At 63.2% G+C, this 20,826-nt stretch carries 21 protein-coding genes; 10 read left to right on the top strand and 11 right to left on the bottom strand.

The window, feature by feature from the left end; all coding sequences use genetic code 11:
• Together JaAD80_RS22490 and JaAD80_RS22485 are read left to right on the top strand one after the other, a co-directional pair.
• The coding region (locus JaAD80_RS22490) for a DUF692 family multinuclear iron-containing protein (RefSeq protein WP_102297646.1) at positions 1–801 on the top strand (801 nt) is incomplete at its 5' end.
• Positions 798–1,064, top strand: coding sequence for a hypothetical protein (locus JaAD80_RS22485; RefSeq protein ID WP_102297643.1), 267 nt, complete (start codon positions 798–800; stop codon positions 1,062–1,064). The genes JaAD80_RS22490 and JaAD80_RS22485, both read left to right, overlap by 4 nt.
• A gap of 6 nt (positions 1,065–1,070) precedes the next feature.
• Here JaAD80_RS22485 and JaAD80_RS22480 read toward each other — a convergent pair whose 3' ends face one another.
• Complete coding sequence (locus JaAD80_RS22480) at positions 1,071–2,954, bottom strand: serine hydrolase (RefSeq protein ID WP_146012483.1); 1,884 nt, start codon at positions 2,952–2,954, stop codon at positions 1,071–1,073.
• Positions 2,955–3,035: 81 nt separating this feature from the next.
• On the opposite strand from JaAD80_RS22480, the gene JaAD80_RS22475 reads away from it, so the two are divergent.
• Positions 3,036–3,398 (top strand): hypothetical protein, encoded by a 363-nt coding sequence (locus JaAD80_RS22475; RefSeq protein ID WP_102297639.1) that lies wholly within the window; start codon positions 3,036–3,038, stop codon positions 3,396–3,398.
• A gap of 37 nt (positions 3,399–3,435) precedes the next feature.
• On the opposite strand, the gene JaAD80_RS22470 is transcribed toward JaAD80_RS22475, so the two are convergent.
• The 4 genes from JaAD80_RS22470 to JaAD80_RS22455 all read right to left on the bottom strand — a co-directional run bounded on the left by JaAD80_RS22470 (position 3,436) and on the right by JaAD80_RS22455 (position 8,888).
• Positions 3,436–4,602: a cystathionine beta-lyase gene (locus tag JaAD80_RS22470; RefSeq protein WP_102297636.1), complete on the bottom strand. Its 1,167-nt coding sequence runs from the start codon at positions 4,600–4,602 to the stop codon at positions 3,436–3,438.
• Between the two features lie 202 nt (positions 4,603–4,804).
• Complete coding sequence (gene rimO, locus JaAD80_RS22465) at positions 4,805–6,160, bottom strand: 30S ribosomal protein S12 methylthiotransferase RimO (protein WP_180979539.1); 1,356 nt, start codon at positions 6,158–6,160, stop codon at positions 4,805–4,807.
• Positions 6,161–6,354: 194 nt separating this feature from the next.
• A complete protein-coding gene (gene phaR / locus JaAD80_RS22460; RefSeq protein WP_071076767.1) occupies positions 6,355–6,918 on the bottom strand; it encodes a polyhydroxyalkanoate synthesis repressor PhaR in 564 nt (187 codons plus the stop codon).
• Positions 6,919–7,142: 224 nt separating this feature from the next.
• Positions 7,143–8,888, bottom strand: a complete 1,746-nt coding sequence (locus JaAD80_RS22455) for an alpha/beta hydrolase (RefSeq protein WP_180979538.1) — start codon at positions 8,886–8,888, stop codon at positions 7,143–7,145.
• Positions 8,889–9,106: 218 nt separating this feature from the next.
• Between JaAD80_RS22455 and JaAD80_RS22450 the strand changes: the two genes are divergently transcribed.
• Positions 9,107–9,328 carry a hypothetical protein gene (locus JaAD80_RS22450; RefSeq protein WP_308410637.1) on the top strand — a complete coding sequence of 74 codons (222 nt, stop codon included), beginning with the start codon at positions 9,107–9,109 and terminating at the stop codon, positions 9,326–9,328.
• Positions 9,329–9,344: 16 nt separating this feature from the next.
• Here the strand turns inward: JaAD80_RS22450 and pgeF are convergent, their stop codons facing one another.
• Together pgeF and JaAD80_RS22440 are read right to left on the bottom strand one after the other, a co-directional pair.
• Positions 9,345–10,130 (bottom strand): peptidoglycan editing factor PgeF, encoded by a 786-nt coding sequence (gene pgeF, locus JaAD80_RS22445; RefSeq protein WP_102297631.1) that lies wholly within the window; start codon positions 10,128–10,130, stop codon positions 9,345–9,347.
• Positions 10,130–11,155 (bottom strand): RluA family pseudouridine synthase, encoded by a 1,026-nt coding sequence (locus JaAD80_RS22440; RefSeq protein WP_102297629.1) that lies wholly within the window; start codon positions 11,153–11,155, stop codon positions 10,130–10,132. Before JaAD80_RS22440 ends, pgeF begins: the two co-directional genes overlap by 1 nt.
• Before the next feature lie 108 nt (positions 11,156–11,263).
• Here JaAD80_RS22440 and JaAD80_RS22435 point away from each other — a divergent pair, with 108 nt between their 5' ends.
• A complete protein-coding gene (locus tag JaAD80_RS22435) occupies positions 11,264–12,049 on the top strand; it encodes an outer membrane protein assembly factor BamD (protein WP_308410636.1) in 786 nt (261 codons plus the stop codon).
• A gap of 98 nt (positions 12,050–12,147) precedes the next feature.
• On the opposite strand, the gene yaaA is transcribed toward JaAD80_RS22435, so the two are convergent.
• On the bottom strand, positions 12,148–12,918 hold the full coding sequence (gene yaaA, locus JaAD80_RS22430) for a peroxide stress protein YaaA (RefSeq protein ID WP_102297626.1): 771 nt from the start codon (positions 12,916–12,918) through the stop codon (positions 12,148–12,150).
• 30 nt (positions 12,919–12,948) lie between these two features.
• On the opposite strand from yaaA, the gene JaAD80_RS22425 reads away from it, so the two are divergent.
• The 3 genes from JaAD80_RS22425 to JaAD80_RS22415 all read left to right on the top strand — a co-directional run bounded on the left by JaAD80_RS22425 (position 12,949) and on the right by JaAD80_RS22415 (position 15,783).
• Entirely contained in the window at positions 12,949–13,383 is a 435-nt protein-coding gene (locus JaAD80_RS22425; RefSeq protein WP_102297623.1) for a putative toxin-antitoxin system toxin component, PIN family, read from the top strand.
• An 82-nt stretch (positions 13,384–13,465) separates the two neighbouring features.
• Positions 13,466–14,644, top strand: a complete 1,179-nt coding sequence (locus tag JaAD80_RS22420; RefSeq protein WP_102297620.1) for a pyridoxal phosphate-dependent aminotransferase — start codon at positions 13,466–13,468, stop codon at positions 14,642–14,644.
• A gap of 35 nt (positions 14,645–14,679) precedes the next feature.
• A complete protein-coding gene (locus JaAD80_RS22415; RefSeq protein ID WP_102297618.1) occupies positions 14,680–15,783 on the top strand; it encodes an HD-GYP domain-containing protein in 1,104 nt (367 codons plus the stop codon).
• Between the two features lie 44 nt (positions 15,784–15,827).
• Here the strand turns inward: JaAD80_RS22415 and JaAD80_RS22410 are convergent, their stop codons facing one another.
• Entirely contained in the window at positions 15,828–16,499 is a 672-nt protein-coding gene (locus tag JaAD80_RS22410) for a hypothetical protein (protein ID WP_146012482.1), read from the bottom strand.
• A gap of 486 nt (positions 16,500–16,985) precedes the next feature.
• Between JaAD80_RS22410 and JaAD80_RS22405 the strand changes: the two genes are divergently transcribed.
• Positions 16,986–17,837 (top strand): AraC family transcriptional regulator, encoded by an 852-nt coding sequence (locus JaAD80_RS22405; RefSeq protein WP_102297612.1) that lies wholly within the window; start codon positions 16,986–16,988, stop codon positions 17,835–17,837.
• A gap of 29 nt (positions 17,838–17,866) precedes the next feature.
• Positions 17,867–18,901 (top strand): serine hydrolase, encoded by a 1,035-nt coding sequence (locus JaAD80_RS22400; protein ID WP_102297609.1) that lies wholly within the window; start codon positions 17,867–17,869, stop codon positions 18,899–18,901.
• 7 nt (positions 18,902–18,908) lie between these two features.
• On the opposite strand, the gene JaAD80_RS22395 is transcribed toward JaAD80_RS22400, so the two are convergent.
• Positions 18,909–19,811 (bottom strand): alpha/beta hydrolase, encoded by a 903-nt coding sequence (locus JaAD80_RS22395; protein WP_102297605.1) that lies wholly within the window; start codon positions 19,809–19,811, stop codon positions 18,909–18,911.
• 24 nt (positions 19,812–19,835) lie between these two features.
• Positions 19,836–20,826: lipopolysaccharide assembly protein LapB (locus JaAD80_RS22390; RefSeq protein ID WP_102297603.1), on the bottom strand; the 991-nt coding region annotated here is incomplete at its 5' end.

The raw sequence follows: 20,826 nt of genomic DNA, 5'->3' as shown, positions 1-20,826 counted from the left end.
GAACTGGCCGCCGGCATCGTCGCCAACCTGGCGCACATCGACGTGCTGGAAGTGATCGCCGATGATTATTACGGCGCGACGCGCGCCAGCGTCGCCGCCTTGCGCAGCCTGGCGCGGCAAGTACCTGTCAGCCTGCACGGCGTGGGCATGGGACTGGCTTCCAGCATTCCCGCAGAACCGCGCCGGCTGCACGCCATGGCACGCCTGATGCGGGAGGTGCAAGCGGAATCGTGGTCGGAGCACCTGAGTTTCGTGCGCGCGGGCGGCGTCGAGATCGGCCACCTGGCGGCGCCGCCGCGCACGCCACGCAGCGCCGCCGGCACGATCGCCAATATCGGGCTGGCCACGCGCATCGTCGGCAGCGCGCCGCTGATGGAAAATATCGCCACGCTGATCGCGCCGCCCGCCAGCACGCTCGACGAAGCCGAGTGGCTGGCGCGCATCGCCGATGGCGCGCAAGTGCCGCTGCTGCTCGACCTGCACAACCTGTATGCGAACGCCGTCAATTTTGGCCAGAATGCGGAACAGTCGCTGCTGCGTTTACCGCTGGCCAGGGTCGCCGCCGTGCACCTGAGCGGCGGCCACTGGATCGCTGCGCCCGATGGCAGCCGACGCCTGCTGGACGACCATCTGCACGACGTGCCGTCCGCCGTCTTCGATTTATTGAGCGTGCTGGCGCACCATGCGCCGCAGCCACTGACGGTGATCGTCGAGCGCGACGGCAATTATCCGTCGTTCGGCCATGTGCTCGGGCAGCTGGAACTGGCGCGCGCTGCCTTGCGCGCGGGGCGAAACGCATGAGTTCCCCCGCGCTGGAAACCTGCCTGGCCAAGCTGTACACGGACGACGCCTTGCGTGAGGCCTTCCTGCGGGCGCCCCACGCGCAGGCGCTGCTGCATGGCTTGTCGCCGCAGGAAGCCGAGGCCATGGCGGCGATCGACCGCATCGGCCTGCAAATGGCCGCGGCCAGTTACCAGGCCAAGCGCGCGGGGCGCGCAGCGCATGGCAGCCAGCCCAAAGCGGCGCGGCGCTGGTGGCAGCGGCTGCTGCCAGCCTGGCGCTGATGACCGTTACAAGTGCCACAGACGCAGCGGCAGCAATCCCCACCAGGCCAGCACCAGCAGCAATTGCAGCGCCGCCAGCAAGGCGACCCAGTCCCATTTCGCCAGCGTGCCGTATTCGGCCGCCGTGCCGCGGCTGCGCCAGCAACGGGCCAGGCCAAAGGCCATGGCCAGCGGCAGCGCGCCCGTCGCCAGCGCCAGCAGCACGCTGGCAATGGTGACGTCGCCCAGGCGCAGGAAGGACTGGAAGTACAGGAACGGCAGGGGTAGCAAGAGTCCCAGCAGCGACAGCACGGGCGCGAACAGATGGTCGGCCCGCCCCAGGCTGCGGCGCGCGGCGCGGTACACGCCCACCAGCAGCACGTACAGCAAGCCAGCCACGCCCAGCGCCAGGCTGCCCCACAAGACCAGCATGCGCAGCATCGAGGCCCGCTCATAGCTGCGCAAGCCATCGCTGAGCACATGCCGGCCCTCTTCCTGCATCAGCACGTGGGACGGGGTGCTGCGGTCGCTGGCGCGGAACAGGAAGCCACCCACCGGTTCCAGCTCCTTCGGCTCGCCCTGGAAGGGAATCAGGAACAGCGACTCGCCATCCCATTTCAGGCGCGTAAAACCGAAGACGGCGTCGACCCAGGCCATGCTGGCCATGGCGCTGGGCGATGGCACGTACACGCCCTGCCAGTTTTCCACCGTGGGCGCGGGCGTGCCGCGCGGCGCCGGCGCGCGCAGCGGCACGTCGAGGTCGCGCAGCAGCAAGCGGTTGAAGCGCTCGTAGTCGGCCCCTTCCCCATCCGTATTGAAGGCAACAAAGAATGCGCTGCCCTGTTCCGGGTAGATGCACAGCATGGCGCGGAAACCCGCCGTGGTGCCAGGATGGCAGGCGCCCACCACATTGTGGCGGTCGCGTACGGCCAGCGCCAGGCCATGGCCCGTTTCCAGGCCTGCCTGCGCCGCATCCGTGCCGGCCGGCTCGGACAAGGCGCCCATCAGGGCCAGGTCGATGAACTGCGCGCCCTTCAGCTTGCCGTCGCCCAAGAGGAATTGCGCCAGCCTGGCCATGTCGGCTGCCGTGGTGGTGAACTGGCCCGCCGGGCGCAGATACTGGGGCACGGCCGCCTGCGCCACGCCATGCTCGACGTGGCCCATGGCAAGCCGCGCGTCGCGCTGCGCGCCCGTTTGCGTGCTCATTTGCGTCACAAAGCCAAAGGTACTGTCGGCCATGCCCAGCGGCTGCAGCAACTGCGCGTCCAGGTAGCGCTCATAAGGCTGGCCCGTGACGCGCTCGATCACCATGCCCAGCACGCCATAGCCCATGTTCGAATACGCGTAACGGGTGCCGGGACGCGTGCGCACGCGCAGCAGGCCGCTGCCGTCGAAGGCCTCGGCCAGCGGCGTGTCGGGCTGCGGCTTGCCGCTGAACGCCTGCCACAGGCGCACATTGTCGAGGCCTGCCGTATGCGCCAGCAGGTGGCGGATGCGCACGGGGTCGCTGGCCAGCCAGGGGTTGCGCAGCGCCAGTTCGGGCAGCACCTGCTGCACCGGGGTGTCGAGCGTGAGCCGGTCTTCGCTGATCAGGCGCAAGACGCCCAGCGCCAGCATCACCTTGGCCACGGAACCCACCTGCACGCGCGTGTCGGCCTGCATGGAGGCCTTGGCGGCCACATCGCGCAGGCCCGCTGCGCCCGTGCGCACTTTGCCATCCGGCAGCACTTCGCTCCACACGGCGCCCGCCAGGCCCTCGTCCTTCAGGCCGGCGGCAAAGTCCGCCTCCAGGGTAGCGGGAACGGGGGCCGCGTGGGCCGTCGCGCCGCACAGCAGCAAGACCGGCAAGGCGCGGCGCAGCCATCGCCTGGCGCGCATGGCCAGCGTGGGATGTCGGTTTGATGTCAACAATCTGTTCTGCCTTTTCCATGGACTGCGCTCCCCTGCAAAATTGCTTGTTACAATAAAAACGTTACCAAGCGAGGAACTGACATGTCACAAGAGATTATTCTGGATACCAAACTCCAGCAGACCAAAAACCTGGCCTGGTGGTTGTACCTGATTCATGGCGCCAGCTTCGTGTTTTCGCTGGGCGCCTTTTCCTTCATTCCGCTCATCATCAATTATGTGAAGCGGGACGAGGCGGCCGGGACCTTCGTATTCAGCCATCACAGCTGGATGATCCGTTCCTTCTGGTGGTATGTGTGCTGGGTCGTCGTTGGCGCCGTGCTGTGGGTCACCATCATCGGCATTCCGCTGGCGCTCATCGTCTGGGGTGTGGCCTGGCTGTGGAAGGCCTACCGTTTGCTGCGCGGCTTCCTCGACCTGAACAACAACACCCCCGTCCCCATGTAACTGAATCCCGGGCAAGCCAGCGGGCCTGCCCCTGCCGCTACATCGACGCGAACGCCCGTTCGATATCGGCGATCAGATCCTGCGGATCTTCCAGCCCCACGTTCAGGCGCACCAGCTGGCCCGGCAGCTTCCAGCCCTTGCGCATGGAGGCGATGCGGTATGGCATCACCAGGCTGTTGGCGCCGCCCCAGCTGTAACCTATCTTGAACAACTGCAAGGCATCGACGAAGCGGTCCGTCTGCGCCTCGGTGTAGCGGGCATCGAACAGCACGGAAAACAGGCCGCCCGCGCCCGTGAAATCGCGCTGCCAGATGGCGTGGCCGGGGCAATCCTCGAAGGCAGGATGCAGCACCGTGGCGATCTCGCCGCGTCCCTTGAGCCAGGCAGCCACCGTGCGTGCGCCCGCGTCATGGGCATCGAAACGCAGCTTCATGGTGGGCAAGCCGCGCAGCACCAGGTAGGCATCGTCGGCGCCCACGCCCATGCCAAGGCGCATGTGCGCCTGCGCCAGGCGCTCGTGCAGCGCCCTGTCGCGCGTAATGAGTGCGCCCATCAGCACGTCCGAGCCGCCCGACTGGTATTTCGTCAGCGCCTGCATGATGATGTCCACGCCCAGGTCGAAGCCGCGCAGGGCCAGTCCCGCCGACCAGGTGTTGTCCAGCGCCACCAGCACGCCGCGCGCATGGGCGGCCGCGCAAATGGCGGGCAAGTCCGGCACTTCCATGGTCACGGACCCCGGTGCTTCCGTCCAGATCAGCTTGGTATTTTCCTGGATGAGCGCGGCGATGCCGGCGCCGATCAGCGGGTCGTAATAGCGCGCCGTGATGCCGAAATCCTGCGCCAGCCAGCGGCCCAGCTCGCGGTTCGGGTTGTAGATATTTTCCGGCAGCAATACGTCATCGCCTGTTTTGAGCAGGGCAAAGTCCGCCATGGCGATGGCCGCCAGCCCAGACGGCGCCAGCAGGCAGTGATGCCCCCCTTCGATCTCCGCCAGCCGCGCTTCCAGGGTGAAGGTGGTGGGCGTGCCGTGCAAGCCGTAGGTGTAGGCGTTTTTTTCTTTCCAGTCGCCAGAGCGCATGGCCGCCACGTCCTTGAACAGCACGGTCGAAGCGTGATGAATGGCATTGGGAAAGGCGGCAAAGCCTTGCGGCGCCTGGTAATCGCTGTGGATCAGCGCGGTCTGCGGAGATTTGGGTGTGGTCATGGCGTCAGCATAAGAGCGTGGGGCAAATAAAAAGGCGGGCCAGCAATTGCCGGTCCGCCTTGATTGTAAGGGCTTTGCGCCCTGCACGCCGTACACCTGACAGAGTGTTACACCTGCATAAAAAACGTTCAGGCCAAGGCGCGCTGCCGAAGACAGTACCTTACTGTACGGCAAGGCAGCGCAACGCCGGCATGGAGGTTTTTTACTCGGCAGCGCCCCACAGGTCGTGCGCATCGGCCGAGGTGATGGTCACGTCGACGAATTGACCGACGGCCAGCTTGCGGTGCGGTTCGAACGGCGGCTTCACATACACGACGCCGTCGATTTCCGGCGCGTCGGCGGACGAGCGGCCCACGCCGCCGGAGCGGGTGACTTCATCGATCAGCACGCGCACGGTCTTGCCGACCTTGGCTTGCAGGCGTTTCTTGGAAATTTCTTCCTGCAGCAGCATGACGCGGCCGCGGCGCTCTTCGCGCAGCTCTTCCGGCACGGGATTGGCGATCTCGTTGGCCGTCGCGCCTTCAACAGGCGAATAGGCGAAGCAGCCCAGGCGGTCAATCTGCGCTTCCTTGAGGAAGTCCAGCAGGTATTCGAATTCCGCTTCCGTTTCACCAGGGAAACCGGCGATGAAGGTCGAACGGATGGTCAGGTCCGGATTGATGGCGCGCCAGGCCTGGATGCGGTCGAGGTTTTTCTCGCCGCTGGCCGGACGCTTCATGCGCTTCAAGACGTCAGGGTGCGCGTGCTGCATCGGGATATCGAGGTAAGGCAGGATATGGCCGCCGCTCATCATCGGGATGATCTGGTCCACGTGCGGGTATGGATACACATAGTGCAGGCGCACCCAGGCGCCGTAGGACTTGGCCAGTTCGCCCAGCGCTTCCGTCAGCTGCGTCATGTGCGTCTTCACGGGACGGCCATTCCAGAAGCCGGAACGGAATTTCACGTCCACGCCATACGCCGAGGTATCTTGCGAAATGACCAGCAATTCCTTGACGCCAGCCTTGAATAGGTTTTCCGCTTCGATCATCAGCTCGCCGATCGGACGCGAGACGAGGTCGCCGCGCATCGATGGGATGATGCAGAAGCTGCAGCGGTGGTTGCAGCCTTCGGAAATTTTCAGGTAGGCATAGTGCTTCGGTGTCAGCTTGACGCCTTGCGGCGGCACCAGGTCGAGGAACGGCGCATGCGGCTTCGGCAGGTGCAAGTGGACGGAATCCATTACTTCGGCCAGCGCGTGCGGACCCGTGACGGACAGCACTTTCGGGTGCACCTTCATGATGATGTCGTCGCCGGCAGCATCTTTCTTGGCGCCCAGACAACCGGTGACGATGACCTTGCCGTTTTCAGCCAGCGCTTCGCCGATGGCGTCCAGCGACTCTTGCACGGCAGCATCGATAAAGCCGCAGGTATTGACGATCACCAGATCGGCGCCAGCGTAGGATTTCGCCGTTTCGTAGCCTTCGGCGCGCAGTTGGGTCAGGATTTGTTCGGAGTCAACCAGCGCTTTCGGGCAGCCGAGCGAGACAAAGCCCACTTTCGGCGCCGCACCTGGCATGGCCAGCATGGCCTCGGGCTGGGCGGAAGGAACGGGAATACGGTGAATTTCAGACATAGTTGGCAGCTAGTAAAATGGTGAGGCGAATCGGCTATTGTACCCCGAGCCGCCCTTAGCTGGCAGAACTATGCTGTTTTGATGACGCCGATACAACTCGCAGGCGATCAAATCGCCCTGCGAGCGCGTAGCGGTGACTATTTTTTGTCGGTGGGAGGCACCGGCGGAACAAACGGGAACGTGCCGAACAGATTCTTGCTCTGGCTCTGCATCTGCTCCTGCATCTGCACGAACAGGCTCTTGCTCTGGTCGATGTAGTTGTTCATCATGCCTTGCATCATCGGGCCCTGGACATTCATGAACTGCGTCCACATTTCCGGGCTGAATGGCTTGCCTTCGAAGCTGCCGGCCGACGTGCCCGTAAACTTGTGCTGGATGTCCGTGAACGCTTGCACGTTCTTTTCCAGGTAGGAGCCCATCATGCCCTGCATGGCGTGGCCATAGTAGCGGATGATCTGCGACAACACGCTGCTCGAGAACATGGGCGCGCCGTTCGCTTCCTCTTCCAGAATGATCTGCAGCAGGATGCTGCGCGTCAGATCTTCACTGGATTTGGCATCGACGACGGTAAATACCTCATTGTCCAACACCAGCTGCTTGACGTCCGTCAAGGTGATGTAGGAACTGGTTTGCGTGTCGTACAAACGGCGATTGGGATATTTTTTAATCAGGCGGTCTATACTTTTTTTTGCACTACTCATCACAAGTTCCACTTATTGCGCCGCAACGCATACTGAGTTGATCCGAAAAAAAAGCGAACCAGGGTCCGCTTTCGCACCTGCCTACTTTTTGCATTATAGAGTGGAAAACAACTCTATTGCACATCTGGGCCGAAGATTCCCGCATTTATTGCAACGCAACCAAAAGTAATTTCCTGACAAGACCGGAGATCACCCCGGCCCTGCCTGGCGGGAAGCTTTGTGAACTAATCCGCCCTGACTTTAACATACCGGCCCGGCGCCGCCTCGATAGGCGCATGGCGTTTGTTGCCCGGCTTGCCTGGCGCCTTGACATCGGCACCGCCATGTTCGGCCAAAAACGCCGCCCACTCGGGCCACCAGCTGCCCACGTGCTCGGTGGCGCCTTCCATCCATTGCTCGGCGGTCAATGGCTTGGCTTTCGCCGTGCGCGCGGTTCTGGCCGCGTCATTGCTCCAGTAGCTGCGCTTCTTCTTCGACGCCGGGTTGATCACGCCGGCGATATGGCCCGAGGCGCCCAGGATAAAGCGGTTGGCTTTCGGCTTTTTCGGGTTCAGCAAGGCCGTGCTGGCATAGGCCGCACCCCAGGGCACGATATGGTCTTCACGCGACCCATAGATGAAAGCCGGCGCGTCAATGCTGCTCAGGTCGATCTTTTCACCGGCCACCGTCAGCTTGCCCGGCACCTTCAGGCTGTTTTCCAGGTAGGTATTGCGCAGATACCAGCAGAACATGGGGCCCGGCAAGCTGGTGCCGTCGCCGTTCCAGTACAGCAAGTCGAACGCGGGCGGCTCCTTGCCCTTCAGGTAGTTCGACTGCACGTAATTCCACACGAGATCGTTCGGCCGCAGGCTGGAGAAAGTGCTGCCCAGGTCGCGGCCCGACATCAGGCCGCCCTTGGCCAGGCTCTGTTCGCGCAGCGCCACTTGCGGCTCGTCGATGAAGACGTTGAGCGCGCCCGTGTCGCAGAAATCCAGGAAGGTCGTCAGCAGGGTCAGGCTGGCGGCCGGATTTTCGCCGCGCGCCTTGAGCACGGCCAGCGCCGTCGAGACGATGGTGCCGCCCACGCAAAAGCCGAACAGGTTCAGCTTGTCCTGGCCGGAAATATCCTGCACCACCCGGATCGCTTCGATCACGCCTTGCTCGACGTAATCGTCCCACGTCAGGTGCTGCATGCTCATGTCCGGATTACGCCAGGACATCAGGAACACCGTATTGCCCTGCTCTACCGCATAGCGCACGAGCGAGTTTTCCGGCTGCAAGTCAAGGATATAGAATTTATTGATGCATGGCGGCACCATCAGCAGGGGCCGCTGGTGTACTGTTGCCGTCGTCGGCGTGTACTGGATCAGCTGGAACAGCGCGTTCTCGAACACCACCGTGCCCGGCGTGGTGGCCACGTTGCGGCCCACTTCGAATGCGGATTCGTCGGATTGCGAGATGCGGCCCTTCTGCATGTCGGCCAGCATGTTCGTCAAGCCCTTGGCCAGGCTCTCGCCCTTGGTCTCGATCAAGGTTTGCTGCGCATCGGGATTGGTGGCCAGGAAATTGGCGGGCGACATGGCATCGACAATTTGCTGCACGGCAAACGCAATTTTTTGCTTCTGGTGCGGCGTCGCTTCCACGGCGTCGGCCATGGCGGTGAGAAATTCCGCGTTCAGCAGATACGCAGCCGCATTGAAGGCCGACAGGGGGCTGGCGTGCCAGGCGGGCGCGGCAAAGCGGCGGTCTTTCAGCTCCGGCGTCTTGCCGGCCATGAAGTCCGTCCACAGCCCCGTCAGCTTGGCCACATAGGCGTTTTTCAGTTGCTCGATCACTTCCGGCTTGATGCTGGCACCGGCATCCTGCAAAATGCCGGCAATCGGATTGCTGGCCGGCTGCGGTACCATGTTAAACCACGTTTTCCACTGCTCAGGATTGCTGATCTGCGCCATCCATTCCTTGGTCATCATTTGAGGATCGGGCATGTTCATAGATGTATGTAAGTCCATTCAAGATTGAGGGACGCCGAACAAAACCTACTGCGCGTCGGTATAGGCGGCCTGCGATGCTCACCGTACTAGAGTACGGTTGCGCTTCTTAGCCACCTCTCCCTTCCGCTCGCTACGGTTTTGTTAGGCGCCGAAACGTAGTCGAAAAATAAATACTTTAGGATCACCTGCATGCAAACTTTTACTGACTGCCACTACCAATGATGCTCATGACCGCTGTTGCCTGGATCTATGTCGTCGGCCTCATGGCGCTGACGGAACCGTCCATCGTCGCCGGGGTGATGACCTTCTTGCTGTACTGCGTCATACCCCTGTCCATCCTATTCTATCTGACGGGCTCGCGGAGACGCAAACGCAAGGCCGAGCTAAAAGCCCGCGCACTTGCCTCAGCAGACGATAAAACAAAAACGGCAGACACATAAGTGTCTGCCGTGCAGATTATTTGCGCCAGATCAAACTGGCCTGTCGTCCCGTGACGCCATCGCGCCGATACGAGTAAAACTGCGCCGCATCGCTGACGGTGCAATATTCCCCGCCCGCCACTTGCGCCACGCCATCGCGCAGCAGCATGGTGCGCGCCAAGGCATAGATGTCGGCCAGGTATTTGCCCGGCTTGCCATCGATGGCCGCGAACGCGGCGCTCAGCACTTGCCGCTCGGCATCATCACGCGCGCCGTCGCGAAACGCTTGCAGCACGTCCTGGCCCACTTCAAATTGCCGTGGACCGATGGCCGGTCCCAGCCAGGCCAGGATAGCCGTCGCGCCCTGCGCGCGCATGGACTCCACCGTGCGCTGCAGGACGCCATTGGCCAGCCCGCGCCAGCCCGCGTGCGCCGCACCGACGACGAGTCCGTCATGCGAACAGAACAGTACCGGCAGGCAATCGGCCGTCATCACCACGCATACGGCGCCAGCTTGCGTGGCGATGCTGGCGTCGGCGTCCGGCACGCGGCCGCCCAGGCTGGCCGCATCCGCCACGGCCACGCCGTGCACCTGCGACAGCCAGGCCGGCTGCGCCGGCAGGATCTCCGCCAGCCGCGCCCGGTTGGCCAGCACGTGCGCCGTATCATCGCCCACGTGCGTGCCCAGGTTCAAGCCACCGCCGCCCTGCCCGTCAGCATACGGCCCCTGGCTGACGCCGCCCGCGCGCACGCTCGACAGCGCGCCCACGTTGGCGGGCAAGCCGGGCCAATGGGGAATGATGCAAGGCAACGGTGAGGTCATCAGACCTGTTCCGGCTCGGGAATGCCGGCCGTGGCGATCAGTTGCGCGAAGTCGTCGGCCAGCGGCACGATCCACTCGCACGCTTCCAGGGTGCCCGGATGCACGAGACCCAGGCGGCGCGCCTGCAGCGCCTGGCGGGAAAAGACGGTCACCAGGTGCTGCTTGCCATACACATGGTCACCGACCAGCGCAAAGCCCAGATGCTGCATGTGCACGCGGATCTGGTGCGTGCGGCCTGTTTCCAGACGACATTGCATCAGGCTCACGGGACGACGGTCGAGTTCGCCGCTGCCGATCAACTCATAGTGCGTGATGGCGGGCTTGGCCGTAAAGTTTTCAGAGACGGCCATCTTGACCCTGTCGCGCGGGTGGCGCGCGATGGAGGCGTCGATGGTGCCGGCCATTTTCGGCGTGCCCCATACCAGCGCGAAATACTCGCGCTTGACGGTGCGCGCCTGCAATTGGCGCACCAGGTCCGTTTGCGAGGCCAGGGTCTTGCCAACCACCATCAGGCCGCTGGTATCCTTGTCCAGCCGGTGCACGATGCCGGCGCGCGGCACGCCGGCGAGCTGCGGGCAGTGGTGCAGCAGGCCGTTGAGCAGGGTGCCGGACCAGTTGCCTGGACCGGGATGCACGACCAGGCCGGCCGGTTTATTGATCACGATGATATGCTCATCCTCGTGCACGATGTTCAATTCCATCGCTTCCGGCTTAAAAGCCTCGTCTTCCGGCGCGCTTTGCGGCAGAATGACGATCTTTTCATCGCCATAGGCAGTCATGTTGCGTTTGGCAACTTTTCCGTCCACGGTCACGAAACCGGCTTCCAGCCACAATTGCAAGCGGCTGCGCGAGTATTGCGGCACCAGCTGGGCGATGACTTTATCGAGGCGGTGGCCGCAGGCGTCCGGCGTCAGTTCCAATGTAATCGGGGCCATCTCCTCGAAGACGTCGTCGGCGGCAAAATCGCCGTCAAACGCCTCTTCGGCAGCATGGTCAGAAAGGGAGTCAAACGCGGGGTCAGCCAAATTAGGCTTCGGAGTTAATATCACAGCATTCCCATCGGCTATAATCAGCCTATTGTAAAATCTTGGTTAAAACCTTCTTGCAAAACGTCATGCAAAAAAAAATTATCGTTGGTAGTCGCTTCAGTCGTTCTGCTCGGCATGTCCGCTTGCAGCTTGTTGCCTGAAAAAGTGGATGAGACCAAAAACTGGTCCGTTACGAAATTATACTCGGAGGCGCGTGAAGAAATGGCCGGGCAGCACTATGAAGCTGCAATCGGCCTGTTCCAGAAGCTGGAGGCTAACTATCCTTTCGGCAACTATGCTCTGCAAGCGCAGATGGAGATCGCTTACGCGTATTATAAGTCGGGAGACCAGGCGCAGGCACTGGCCGCTGTCGAACGCTTCATCAAGTTGCATCCGAACCACGCCAATGTGGACTATATGTACTACTTGCGGGGCCTGATCAGCTTTAACGACCAGATCAGTTTCCTGAACTTCCTGTACGAACAAGATCCGACCGAGCGCGATCCGAAAGCCACGCGCGAAGCGTTTGCGGCCTTCAAGCAACTGGTCGACAAGTTCCCGAACAGCAAATACACGCCCGACTCGCTCGAGCGCATGAATTACCTGATCGATGCGATGGCGAAGTATGAAGTGCACGTGGCGCGCTATTACTACCGCCGCGGCGCCTACCTGGCTGCCGCCAACCGCGCGCAAACCACGGTCGGCGACTTCCGTGCCTCGCCGGCCATCGAGGAAGCGCTGTTCATCATGTACCGCTCGTACGACAAGCTGGGCTTGACCGACCTGCGCGACGACACCTTGCGCGTGCTGACCAAGAACTACCCGAACACGGCATTCCTCAGCCCGGAAGGGGTGAACAAGGAACGCAGGTGGTGGAAGTTCTGGCAGTAAGCTGCAATAAAAAACCGGGCTAGCCCGGTTTTTTCTTAGCCCAAAGGCAAAATCCGGGGTCGTACCCTGAAGGTACGACCCCGGCATTTGCTTTAGGGTTATTCTCCAACCTTGCGCCGGAACACCCAGCTCTTGTCGTTCGATGCTTCCGGCACATACGCGTAGCCGTCGATGTCGAACTGCTTGAGCTGCTGCGGATCGCGGATGGCGTTGACGGCCGCGTAGCGGGCCAGCATGCCGCGCGCGCGCTTGGCGTAGAAGGAAATGATTTTATATTTGCCGTTCTTCCAGTCCTCGAACACGGGCGCGATGACAGGCACGTCCAGCTGGCGCGGCTTGACGGACTTGAAATATTCGTCGGAAGCAAGATTGACCAGCACCTTGGCGCCCTGCTCTTTTGCCGTACGGTTCAGGCCGTTGGTGATGGTATCGCCCCAGAACGCATATAAATCCTTGCCGCGCGGCGTAGACAGGCGCGTGCCCATTTCCAGGCGGTGCGGGTGTATCAGGTCCAGCGGGCGCAGCAAGCCGTACAATCCCGACAGGATGCGCACCTGCGACTGGGCGTAGGCCAGCTGGGCCGGCTGCAGGCTGCGCGCCTCGAAGCCGGCATACACGTCGCCATTGAAGGCCATGATGGCCTGGCGCGCGTCAATCAGCTGTGGCGTCCAGGAGGCATAGCGGGCCACGTTGAGGGCCGACAAGGCGTCGGAAATACCCATCAGGCTGCCCACTTCGGCGGGCGAAAACTGGCGCATGCGCTCGATCAGCTGGGCGGAATGGTCGAGAAAATCGGGGGTGCTGTGCAACGAGGTTGTTGGCGGCGTCTCCAGGTCGAGACTCTTGGCGGGCGAAAGCACGATCAACATAAATTATCACTACAGAATAGAATTGCCGACATGATACCTGCTCCACAAAAACTCGTCCTCGACACCAACGTTTGCCTCGACCTCTTCGTCTTCAACGACCCGCGCTGGGCGCCCCTGCTGGCGGCCATGGAAAGCGGCGCCGTGCACGCCATCACGCGTGCGGATTGTCGCGAGGAATACCTGGTGGTGCTGCATTACAAGCATCTGCCGCTTGACGAAGCCAGCCGCGCTGTCGCCGCCGCCCGCTTCGACGCCCACATCACGGTCGTGGCGCCGCCCGTTTCCGGCGTGCGCCTGCCCGTCTGCACGGACAAGGATGACCAGAAATTCCTTGAACTGGCGCGCGACGCCAATGCCGACATCCTCATCACCAAGGACAAGGCCCTGCTGAAACTGGCGCGCAAGACGGCCAAGGCCGGCATGTTCAGGATCATGCTGCCGGAAGGCTGGGCACCGGCAGGCTGAGCTGGAACGGCCGCACCCGGAACACGGCGCGCTGCGCTAGAATAGGCAACGATCCAATTTCCGCACTGCGACCCTACCGTTCATGAACAGCCCGTCCCTGCCCCACCTGACTCCCACCCTGACCAGCCGCCTGCCTCTCGTGGGCACCACCGTGTTCACACGCATGTCCAGCCTGGCGGCCCAGCACGGCGCCGTCAACCTGGGCCAGGGTTTTCCCGACTTCGACTGCGCGCCGGCCCTGGTCGAACTGGTCGGCGAGGCCATGCGCGCCGGCCACAACCAGTATCCGATGATGACGGGCGCCGCGCCCCTGCGCGAGGCCATCGCCGCGAAGATCGCCAGCCTGTACGGCCACGGCTATGATGCCGGCACGGAAATCACCGTCACGGCCGGCGCCACGCAGGCGCTGACCACGGCGATTCTGTGCTGCGTGCATCCGGGCGATGAAGTCATCGTCATCGAACCGGCCTACGACAGCTATCTGCCCGCCATCGCGCTGGCCGGCGGCGTGCCCGTGCTCGTCTCGATGCAAGTAAGTGAGCAAGGCTACAGCGTGCCCTGGGACAAGCTGGCGGCCGCCGTCAGCCCCAAGACGCGCTTGATCATCATCAACACGCCGCACAATCCGACGGGCACCATCCTGCGCCCGGCCGACATCGCCGCGCTGGCCGACATCGTGCGCGGCACGCAAATCCTCGTGCTGTCGGACGAAGTCTACGAACACATGGTGTATGACGGCGTGCCGCACGCCTCCCTGTCGCGCAATCCTGAACTGGCGGCGCGCAGCTTCATCGTTTCCAGCTTCGGCAAGACTTATCACGTGACGGGCTGGAAAGTCGGTTATGTGGCGGCACCCAAGGCCCTGACGGCGGAGTTCCGCAAGGTGCACCAGTACAACGTGTTTACCGTCAACACGCCGATGCAGCACGGCCTGGCCGGCTACATGGCCGACCCGCAACCCTACCTGGACTTGCCCGCGTTTTACCAGCGCAAGCGCGACCTGTTCCGCGACGGCCTGGCGGGCAGCCGCTTTACCCTGCTGCCAGCCGACGGCACGTATTTCCAGTGCGTGCGCTACGATGCCATTTCGCAAGAAACCGAAGCCCGCTTTGCCGAATGGCTGACGAGCGAAATCAAGGTGGCGGCCATTCCCGTCTCCGCGTTCTACGCGCAAGGCAAGGAGTCGGGCATCGTGCGCTTCTGCTTTGCCAAGAAAGACGACACCTTGCAACTGGCGCTCGAGCGCCTGCGCAGCATCTAACCTTCCTGCCCCGGCACGGAGAAACGGACTACAGCATGGCACAGCGTCGCATCGGCCCCGCCGACCTGGTTCCCGGCGAACCCCTGCCCTGGGATTTGTTTCTGGCTGATCATAGTGCCGGCCCGCAGCTGCGCAAGGGACAGATCATCACGGATGGCACGCAGCTGGGGCGGTTGATGCAGCTGGGCCTGTACGTGGGCGCGCCCGACCAGCCGTCCGTCCTGCGCCTGCTGAACGAGGCGGCGCAGCGCCTGGAGCGTTTGCTGCTGGCCTTGCGCAGCGAAAACAATGCCGAGCGCGACGTGCGCGACATTGCCCGCGAACTGCTGCGCGCGCTGGAACACGACGCCGATATCGCCCTGGCCAGCATCATGCTCAACCAGATCGCCGGCAGCTACGCCGTGCGCCACTGCATCGAAACGGCCTTGCTGGCCATGCTGGTGGGGCGCGGCATGCATAAATCCCACGATGAACTGCTGCTGATCGGCGCCGCCGCGCTGACCATGAACGTGGGCATGCTGCGCCACCACGACAGTTTCCAGGACCGGCGCGGCCCTTTGAATGACGAGGAAATGCGCATCGTGCGCCAGCATCCGCAGGAAAGCGCGGAACTGCTGCGCTGCGCCGGTGTCGATGACGAGGAATGGCTCAGTTGCGTGCTGCTGCACCATGAAAACGACGATGGCAGCGGCTATCCGCAGGGGCGCACGGCCGATGAAATCCTGCAAAATGCCAAGCTGATCGGCCTGGCCGACCGCTATTGCGCCCGCGTCTCGGCGCGCAACTACCGCCGCTCCATCGTGCCCGACCAGGCGCTGCAGCACATCTTCCTCGACCAGAGCGTGCCCGTCGACCCGCTGCTGGGCGAACAATTCGTCAGCCTGCTGGGAAAATATCCGCCCGGCACCTTAGTCCGCCTGCGCAGCGGCGAACTGGGCGTCGTCACGCAGCGGGGCGCCAGCCACGTCCATCCGCTCAGCGACCCGCTGGGCGCGCCGCTGGCCGCCGCCGAGCTGGCGCAACTGCCGCCGCGCGACACGGCCGACAGCCGCTTTGCCATCGTTTCCTCCCTGCACGAAGACGATGCGGGACTGCACTTCAGCATGCGGCATGTGTGGGGCGACGAGGCGCGGCTGTAGGGCGGGCTGTAGCGCGACAGCCGCCTCGGGCATGCAGGCGCGGGCTAATCGTGGTTGAATTGCAGTTCGATCACACTGTCGTCGCTCCACTGCTTGTCGCGCAGGGGCGGCGTGAATGACGTCCCGCTGAACGGCACAGGCTGGCTTTTGCCGTTAAAGCTGATCATCGCACTGCGGATGCGCTGCGGTTCGGCAAAGCTGTAGGTGCCCTTTTCCGACACGAAATTACAGGGCCCGCCCAAGGCGCCCATGGCCGTGCGCATGGCAAATGGCAAGGTGCCCTTATCGATGGCCCAATGCACTTCGCACGTCAGCCGCAAGTCCCCCAGGCGGCGGCGCGTCTCGCTGCTGGCCGCACTCCTGACGTAAGGAATCCAGCGGACCGAACCCGTCTTGCGGTTGAGTGTCAGCTCGGCCTTCGCATCGGCCTGGGCTTGGTCCACGGGCAAGACAAAAATATTGCCCTCCGACAGCGGTATCACGGCACTTGCCGCGTCACTTTCCAGTCTCAGCTGGAGTGCGCGCATATCCACATCGGCATGCCGGGGCGTCAGGATGAAGCGCAACTCGGCAGCAGGCGCCAGCGCATGTTTTTCCGCGAATCGTTCGACGCCCTTGAGCATGGCGCTGTACGCTTTCCAGTCCGGGTCCCTGATTCCCTTTACATTGACGGCAGCTGGTGCCGCCTCCCCGGCGACCTCCTCGTCGGTCGCCACGGCTGGCCCGGCGCCAGGTTCGGCCTTACGCAGGAGCAGCACAGATACGCCAGCAGAAACGCCTTCCTTACAGCACGCAATGTCATCCTATTCATCCTGAACCCTCAATATGGCCATGCAGCCAACACCATCCAGATAGCCATCCGCACCGCATGAAGACCGCCGGAGGCGCGGGAATGCGCACTCCTGCCACATCACTGCGGCTGCCTCCGGCCGACAAAAATCCATTGCCGCAGCACATAATTGGCTGCGCGCAATCTGGCCTATTCTACAACTCATTGCATGCAAAAATAGACCTTGATTTTGTGAACCTCGCACTGCGCGGCACTGATCTGCTGGCAATGTCAGCCTTCGACAGCGGAGCAAATACGGGCACCGGACGGCCCGCCATCCCGTACGTTCCCCTGAATCGCCCGTTCATCCCCCTCTGGTGCCGTTCATCGGCCAGCGCTCGCCCGCCAGTGCGGCCGGACATACACTGCCAATATGACCACACCACTGAGTTTCAAATCCGGCCAATTCTATGGCGACGTGCATCAGGGCGCGCGCGGCAGCATCTTCGATATCCGCCGCATGAAGGCCACCCGCAGCGAGGACGAAGTCGCAACCCATCGTCACGATGATGCCCACTTCGTCCTTGTCTTGTCGGGCGTGTATATTTCCAGCGCGCGCCACGCCCCGCCGCGCGCGCCCGCACCCACCCTCGTTTTCAATCCGGCCGGCACGACGCACCGCGACCGTTTCCTCGACGGCAAAGGCAGCTTCATGACCGTCTCGCTCGATCCGGCCCTGCTCATGGGGGCCGAAGAATTGCACGCGGCCCAGGAAGCCGCCATTGTGCTGCGGGAATCGGCCGGCACGGCCGCTGCGTTCGGGATCGCGCGCGAAATCGGCCGCGGCGGCGATGTCGCCTTGCTGGAAGCGGGCGCATGGGAAATGCTGGCCAGTCTGCACAGCACGCCTCAAAAAGCGCGCCCATCCTTGCCCGCCTGGGCCCATCAGGCCTACGAGGCGGTGATGGACCTGGCGACTGACACGCACCTGCGCATTGCCGACGTTGCCGCCGCCCTCGGCGTGCACCCAGTGCACCTGGCGCGCGTGTTTCGCCAGGCCTGGGGCTGCTCGCCGGGCGACCTCCTGCGCTGGCGACGCGTCGAGCAAGCGAGCGGGCTGATGCGCCGGCCGGACTTGAGCATGGCCGACGTGGCGCTGAGCGTGGGCTTCGCCGACCAGAGTCACATGAACCGTGCCTTCCGGGCCAGGTACGGCATGACGCCAAGCAATTATCGTCGCCAAATGTTTCAAACGTCCAAGACCATGCCCGACTTGCACGACTAGACTGGGCTTTTCCACCTCCGGAGCACACCATGTTGCGATACCTTCCCCTCTTCCTGGCTTTCGCCAGCGTCGCCCATGCAGGCGAACTCGATGCGGTCACCACCGCCGTTGAGGCTGGCGATTTCAAGCAAGTCACCAGCGTCGTGGTGGCCCGGCATGGCAAGCTGGTCTACGAACACTACTTCGACAAGGAAGGGGCGGACGGCCTGCGCAACACACGCTCCGTCGGCAAGACCATCACCGGCATGCTGGTCGGCCTTGCCATCGACCGCAAACTCTTGCGGGCCGATACGCCCGTGCTGCCCCACTTTCCAGAATTGCAGCCAGTGGCCTATGCCGATGCCCGCAAGAACAAAATCACGGTCGAGGATTTTCTGACCATGAGCTCGCTGCTCGAATGCGACGACGACAACCAGCATTCGCGCGGCAACGAAGAGCGCATGTATCTGGTGGAAGACTGGAGCCGCTTCGCGGCAGATTTGCCGATCCGCGGCTTTCCCGAATGGCAGCCGCGTCCAGAGCAGTCGCCGTATGGTCGCGCCTGGAGCTATTGCACCGCCGGCGTGACCCTGCTGGGGCCGCTGCTGGAAAAAGTGAGCGGCCAGAGCGTGCCGGACTTCGCCGCTGCCAACCTGTTCAAGCCGCTTGGCATCGACAAGGTCAAATGGCAATTCCAGCCCAAGGGCAGCGCCATGACAGGCGGCGGACTGCAGCTGCGCAGCGTGGATTGGATGAAACTAGGCCAGCTCTACCTTGACGGTGGGCGCTGGAATGGCAAGCAAGTGATACCGGCCGAATGGGTCAAGCGCTCGATCGCCCCTCATGCCAACGCGCGCGAAGGTATCGACTACGGCTACCTGTGGTGGCTGCAGCCCTTCACGGCACAGGGCCGCACAGTGCAGACCTACGGCATGGCCGGCTCGGGCGGCAATAAGATTTTTGTCGTGCCGGAACTCGATGCCGTGGTCGTCATTACCACGACCAACTTCCAGGTGCGCAACGCCCACCCTCTCAGCGAAAAATTACTGACCGAGCTGATCTTGCCTGTGCTGATGCGGCCGTGAACGCCGTTCATTTTGAGGACGCCAGATACGCGCGCAAGCCATGCGTCAGGACAAAAGGAAACACGCTCGCATGATCTTCATCCTCGAAAACCCGCAAGCGTGTTTTCAAATTCGGAAACTTGTGCGATTTTAATTTTGCGTCGAACTCGCGCAAGTCCGCCAGCATGTCGGCATCTTCTTCCGCACGCGAACGTTTCTTTCCTGGCGCCAGCTTTTCCAGGCCGCCGATGCCGAAGAAGACGGATGCGGGCAGGTCCTTGTGGCTGGCCGCATACGCCTGCTCGCGCTCGAACATGATGCCGGCGTCGTACCACAGCGACGGGCTGCCGAGGATGTAGTGTTCGAAGGTGCGCGGCGCCGTCAGCAAGAATTGCAAGCCCAGCAGGCTACCGTAGGAATGGCCAATAAACACCTTGCGCAGCATGTTGACGCGGTAGTGGCTGGCGATGAAGGGAAACACTTCCTCCGATAGGAACTTGCCATAGGCAGCCGCTTCGCCAAACGCCGGCTGACGGCCCGGCATGTCCGAGCGGTAGTCATGCTTGCGAGGCGTGGTTGGCGTGTAATCGCGGCGCCGGCTGTACACGCCGCCGTCGCCGTTGGCATACGACAGGCCAACGACCACCACCTCTTCCATGCCCGCATGCTTGTTCAGGCGCTGGGCGATGTTGCGCACGATGGGAAAGCCATAGTTGGCATCGACGACGAACAGCACCGGATAGCGCTTGCTGCCTTGCTGATAGGAATCGGGCAAGGCGACATACAGCTGATAGTCGCGCTTCAGGGCTTGCGCACGGATGTCGCGCACTTCGGTATGCTCAAGCACGTAGCTGGCAGGCACGCTGGCAGGCGCAGCCAGCGCGCTGTTGCACAGGCAGCACAAGGCGACGAGCAGGCTGAGGGGTTTCAAGCGGCTTCCTTCACTCAGGTAAAGTTACTTCGCCGCAGCCGCAGCGGCCGTCAACTGCACCAGCTTGCGCTCGACAAATGCCTGCAATTGCGGCGACAGGGTTTGCAAGCCCTTGGCCCGCTCGAACGCCTGGCGCGCCTGGGCCGGGTGGTTGTCGGCTTGCAAGGCGATGCCCAGGCCCATCCACCAGACGCTGTTGTCGGGTGCCGTCTGCAGGGCCAGCTGGTATTGTTCCGCCGCTTCGCGGTAGCGCTGTTCGCGCTGCAACACGCCGGCCAGGAAGGCGCGGTAGTCGCCATTGTCGGCGGCGTACGGCAGGCTGCGCATCAGGGTGTCGAGGGCGGCCGGGCCACCGCTGGGCTTGTCCATCTGCAAGCGGGCCAGCATCATGGCCTGGGCCGGCTGTTTCGGGTCAAGTGCCAGGCTCAGCTGCAACTGGCGTGCCGCGTCGTCGGGACGCTGCGCTTCGAGCAGCAGGCGCACGAGGGTTTCGCGCGCGCCCTGGTGGCGCGGATCGAGCTGCAAGGTCTGCTGCAAGCCGGCCAGCGCCTCGGATACGCGGCCATCCTGCAACTGGCCCAGCGCGCGCCGGTATGCATTCTCCACGCGCTGCTGCGGCGTGACTTGCTTGCCATCGATGCCGCGCTCGCTGGCGGCGGGCGCCGCCGTCTTGACGGCCGCCCTGGACACGGGCGCGACGGCAGGCTTGGGCGGTTTTTCAGTGATGCGGCGCCGCTCAGCGGTGCGCACCCTGGCTGGCGCCGCTGTCTCCTCGGCCGGGAACACCGGTTCAGGCGCCGCCGCTGCCACGGCGGCCGCGACAGGAACGGAAACAGGAACAGGAACATTAGCAGGCACAGCCGCAACCGCTGGCGCCGGTGGCGCAGCAGCAATGGCAGCAGGCGCCAACGGCGTGCCGGCCACATTGACCAGCACGGGCGGCACGGATGGGCGCTTCCAGTACACCCAGCCCAAAGCGATGGCGGCGGCCGTCAGGCCGGCCGCGCCGCCGAAG

Source organism: Janthinobacterium sp. AD80, from assembly GCF_002878455.1.
Classification (GTDB): domain Bacteria; phylum Pseudomonadota; class Gammaproteobacteria; order Burkholderiales; family Burkholderiaceae_D; genus Janthinobacterium.
Note: the sequence above shows the minus strand (reverse complement) of the source record. Positions and strands in the feature narration are given on the sequence as shown.

Bases quoted from the DNA above. Each gene is read 5' to 3' on its own strand.
- JaAD80_RS22485 (WP_102297643.1), top strand. From the start codon at position 798: ATGAGTTCCCCCGCGCTGGAAACCTGCCTGGCCAAGCTGTACACGGAC.
- JaAD80_RS22475 (WP_102297639.1), top strand. From the start codon at position 3,036: ATGTCACAAGAGATTATTCTGGATACCAAACTCCAGCAGACCAAAAAC.
- JaAD80_RS22470 (WP_102297636.1), bottom strand. From the start codon at position 4,602: ATGACCACACCCAAATCTCCGCAGACCGCGCTGATCCACAGCGATTAC.
- rimO (WP_180979539.1), bottom strand. From the start codon at position 6,160: ATGCCAGGTGCGGCGCCGAAAGTGGGCTTTGTCTCGCTCGGCTGCCCG.
- phaR (WP_071076767.1), bottom strand. From the start codon at position 6,918: ATGAGTAGTGCAAAAAAAAGTATAGACCGCCTGATTAAAAAATATCCC.
- JaAD80_RS22455 (WP_180979538.1), bottom strand. From the start codon at position 8,888: ATGAACATGCCCGATCCTCAAATGATGACCAAGGAATGGATGGCGCAG.
- JaAD80_RS22450 (WP_308410637.1), top strand. From the start codon at position 9,107: ATGATGCTCATGACCGCTGTTGCCTGGATCTATGTCGTCGGCCTCATG.
- pgeF (WP_102297631.1), bottom strand. From the start codon at position 10,130: ATGACCTCACCGTTGCCTTGCATCATTCCCCATTGGCCCGGCTTGCCC.
- yaaA (WP_102297626.1), bottom strand. From the start codon at position 12,918: ATGTTGATCGTGCTTTCGCCCGCCAAGAGTCTCGACCTGGAGACGCCG.
- JaAD80_RS22425 (WP_102297623.1), top strand. From the start codon at position 12,949: ATGATACCTGCTCCACAAAAACTCGTCCTCGACACCAACGTTTGCCTC.
- JaAD80_RS22420 (WP_102297620.1), top strand. From the start codon at position 13,466: ATGAACAGCCCGTCCCTGCCCCACCTGACTCCCACCCTGACCAGCCGC.
- JaAD80_RS22415 (WP_102297618.1), top strand. From the start codon at position 14,680: ATGGCACAGCGTCGCATCGGCCCCGCCGACCTGGTTCCCGGCGAACCC.
- JaAD80_RS22405 (WP_102297612.1), top strand. From the start codon at position 16,986: ATGACCACACCACTGAGTTTCAAATCCGGCCAATTCTATGGCGACGTG.
- JaAD80_RS22400 (WP_102297609.1), top strand. From the start codon at position 17,867: ATGTTGCGATACCTTCCCCTCTTCCTGGCTTTCGCCAGCGTCGCCCAT.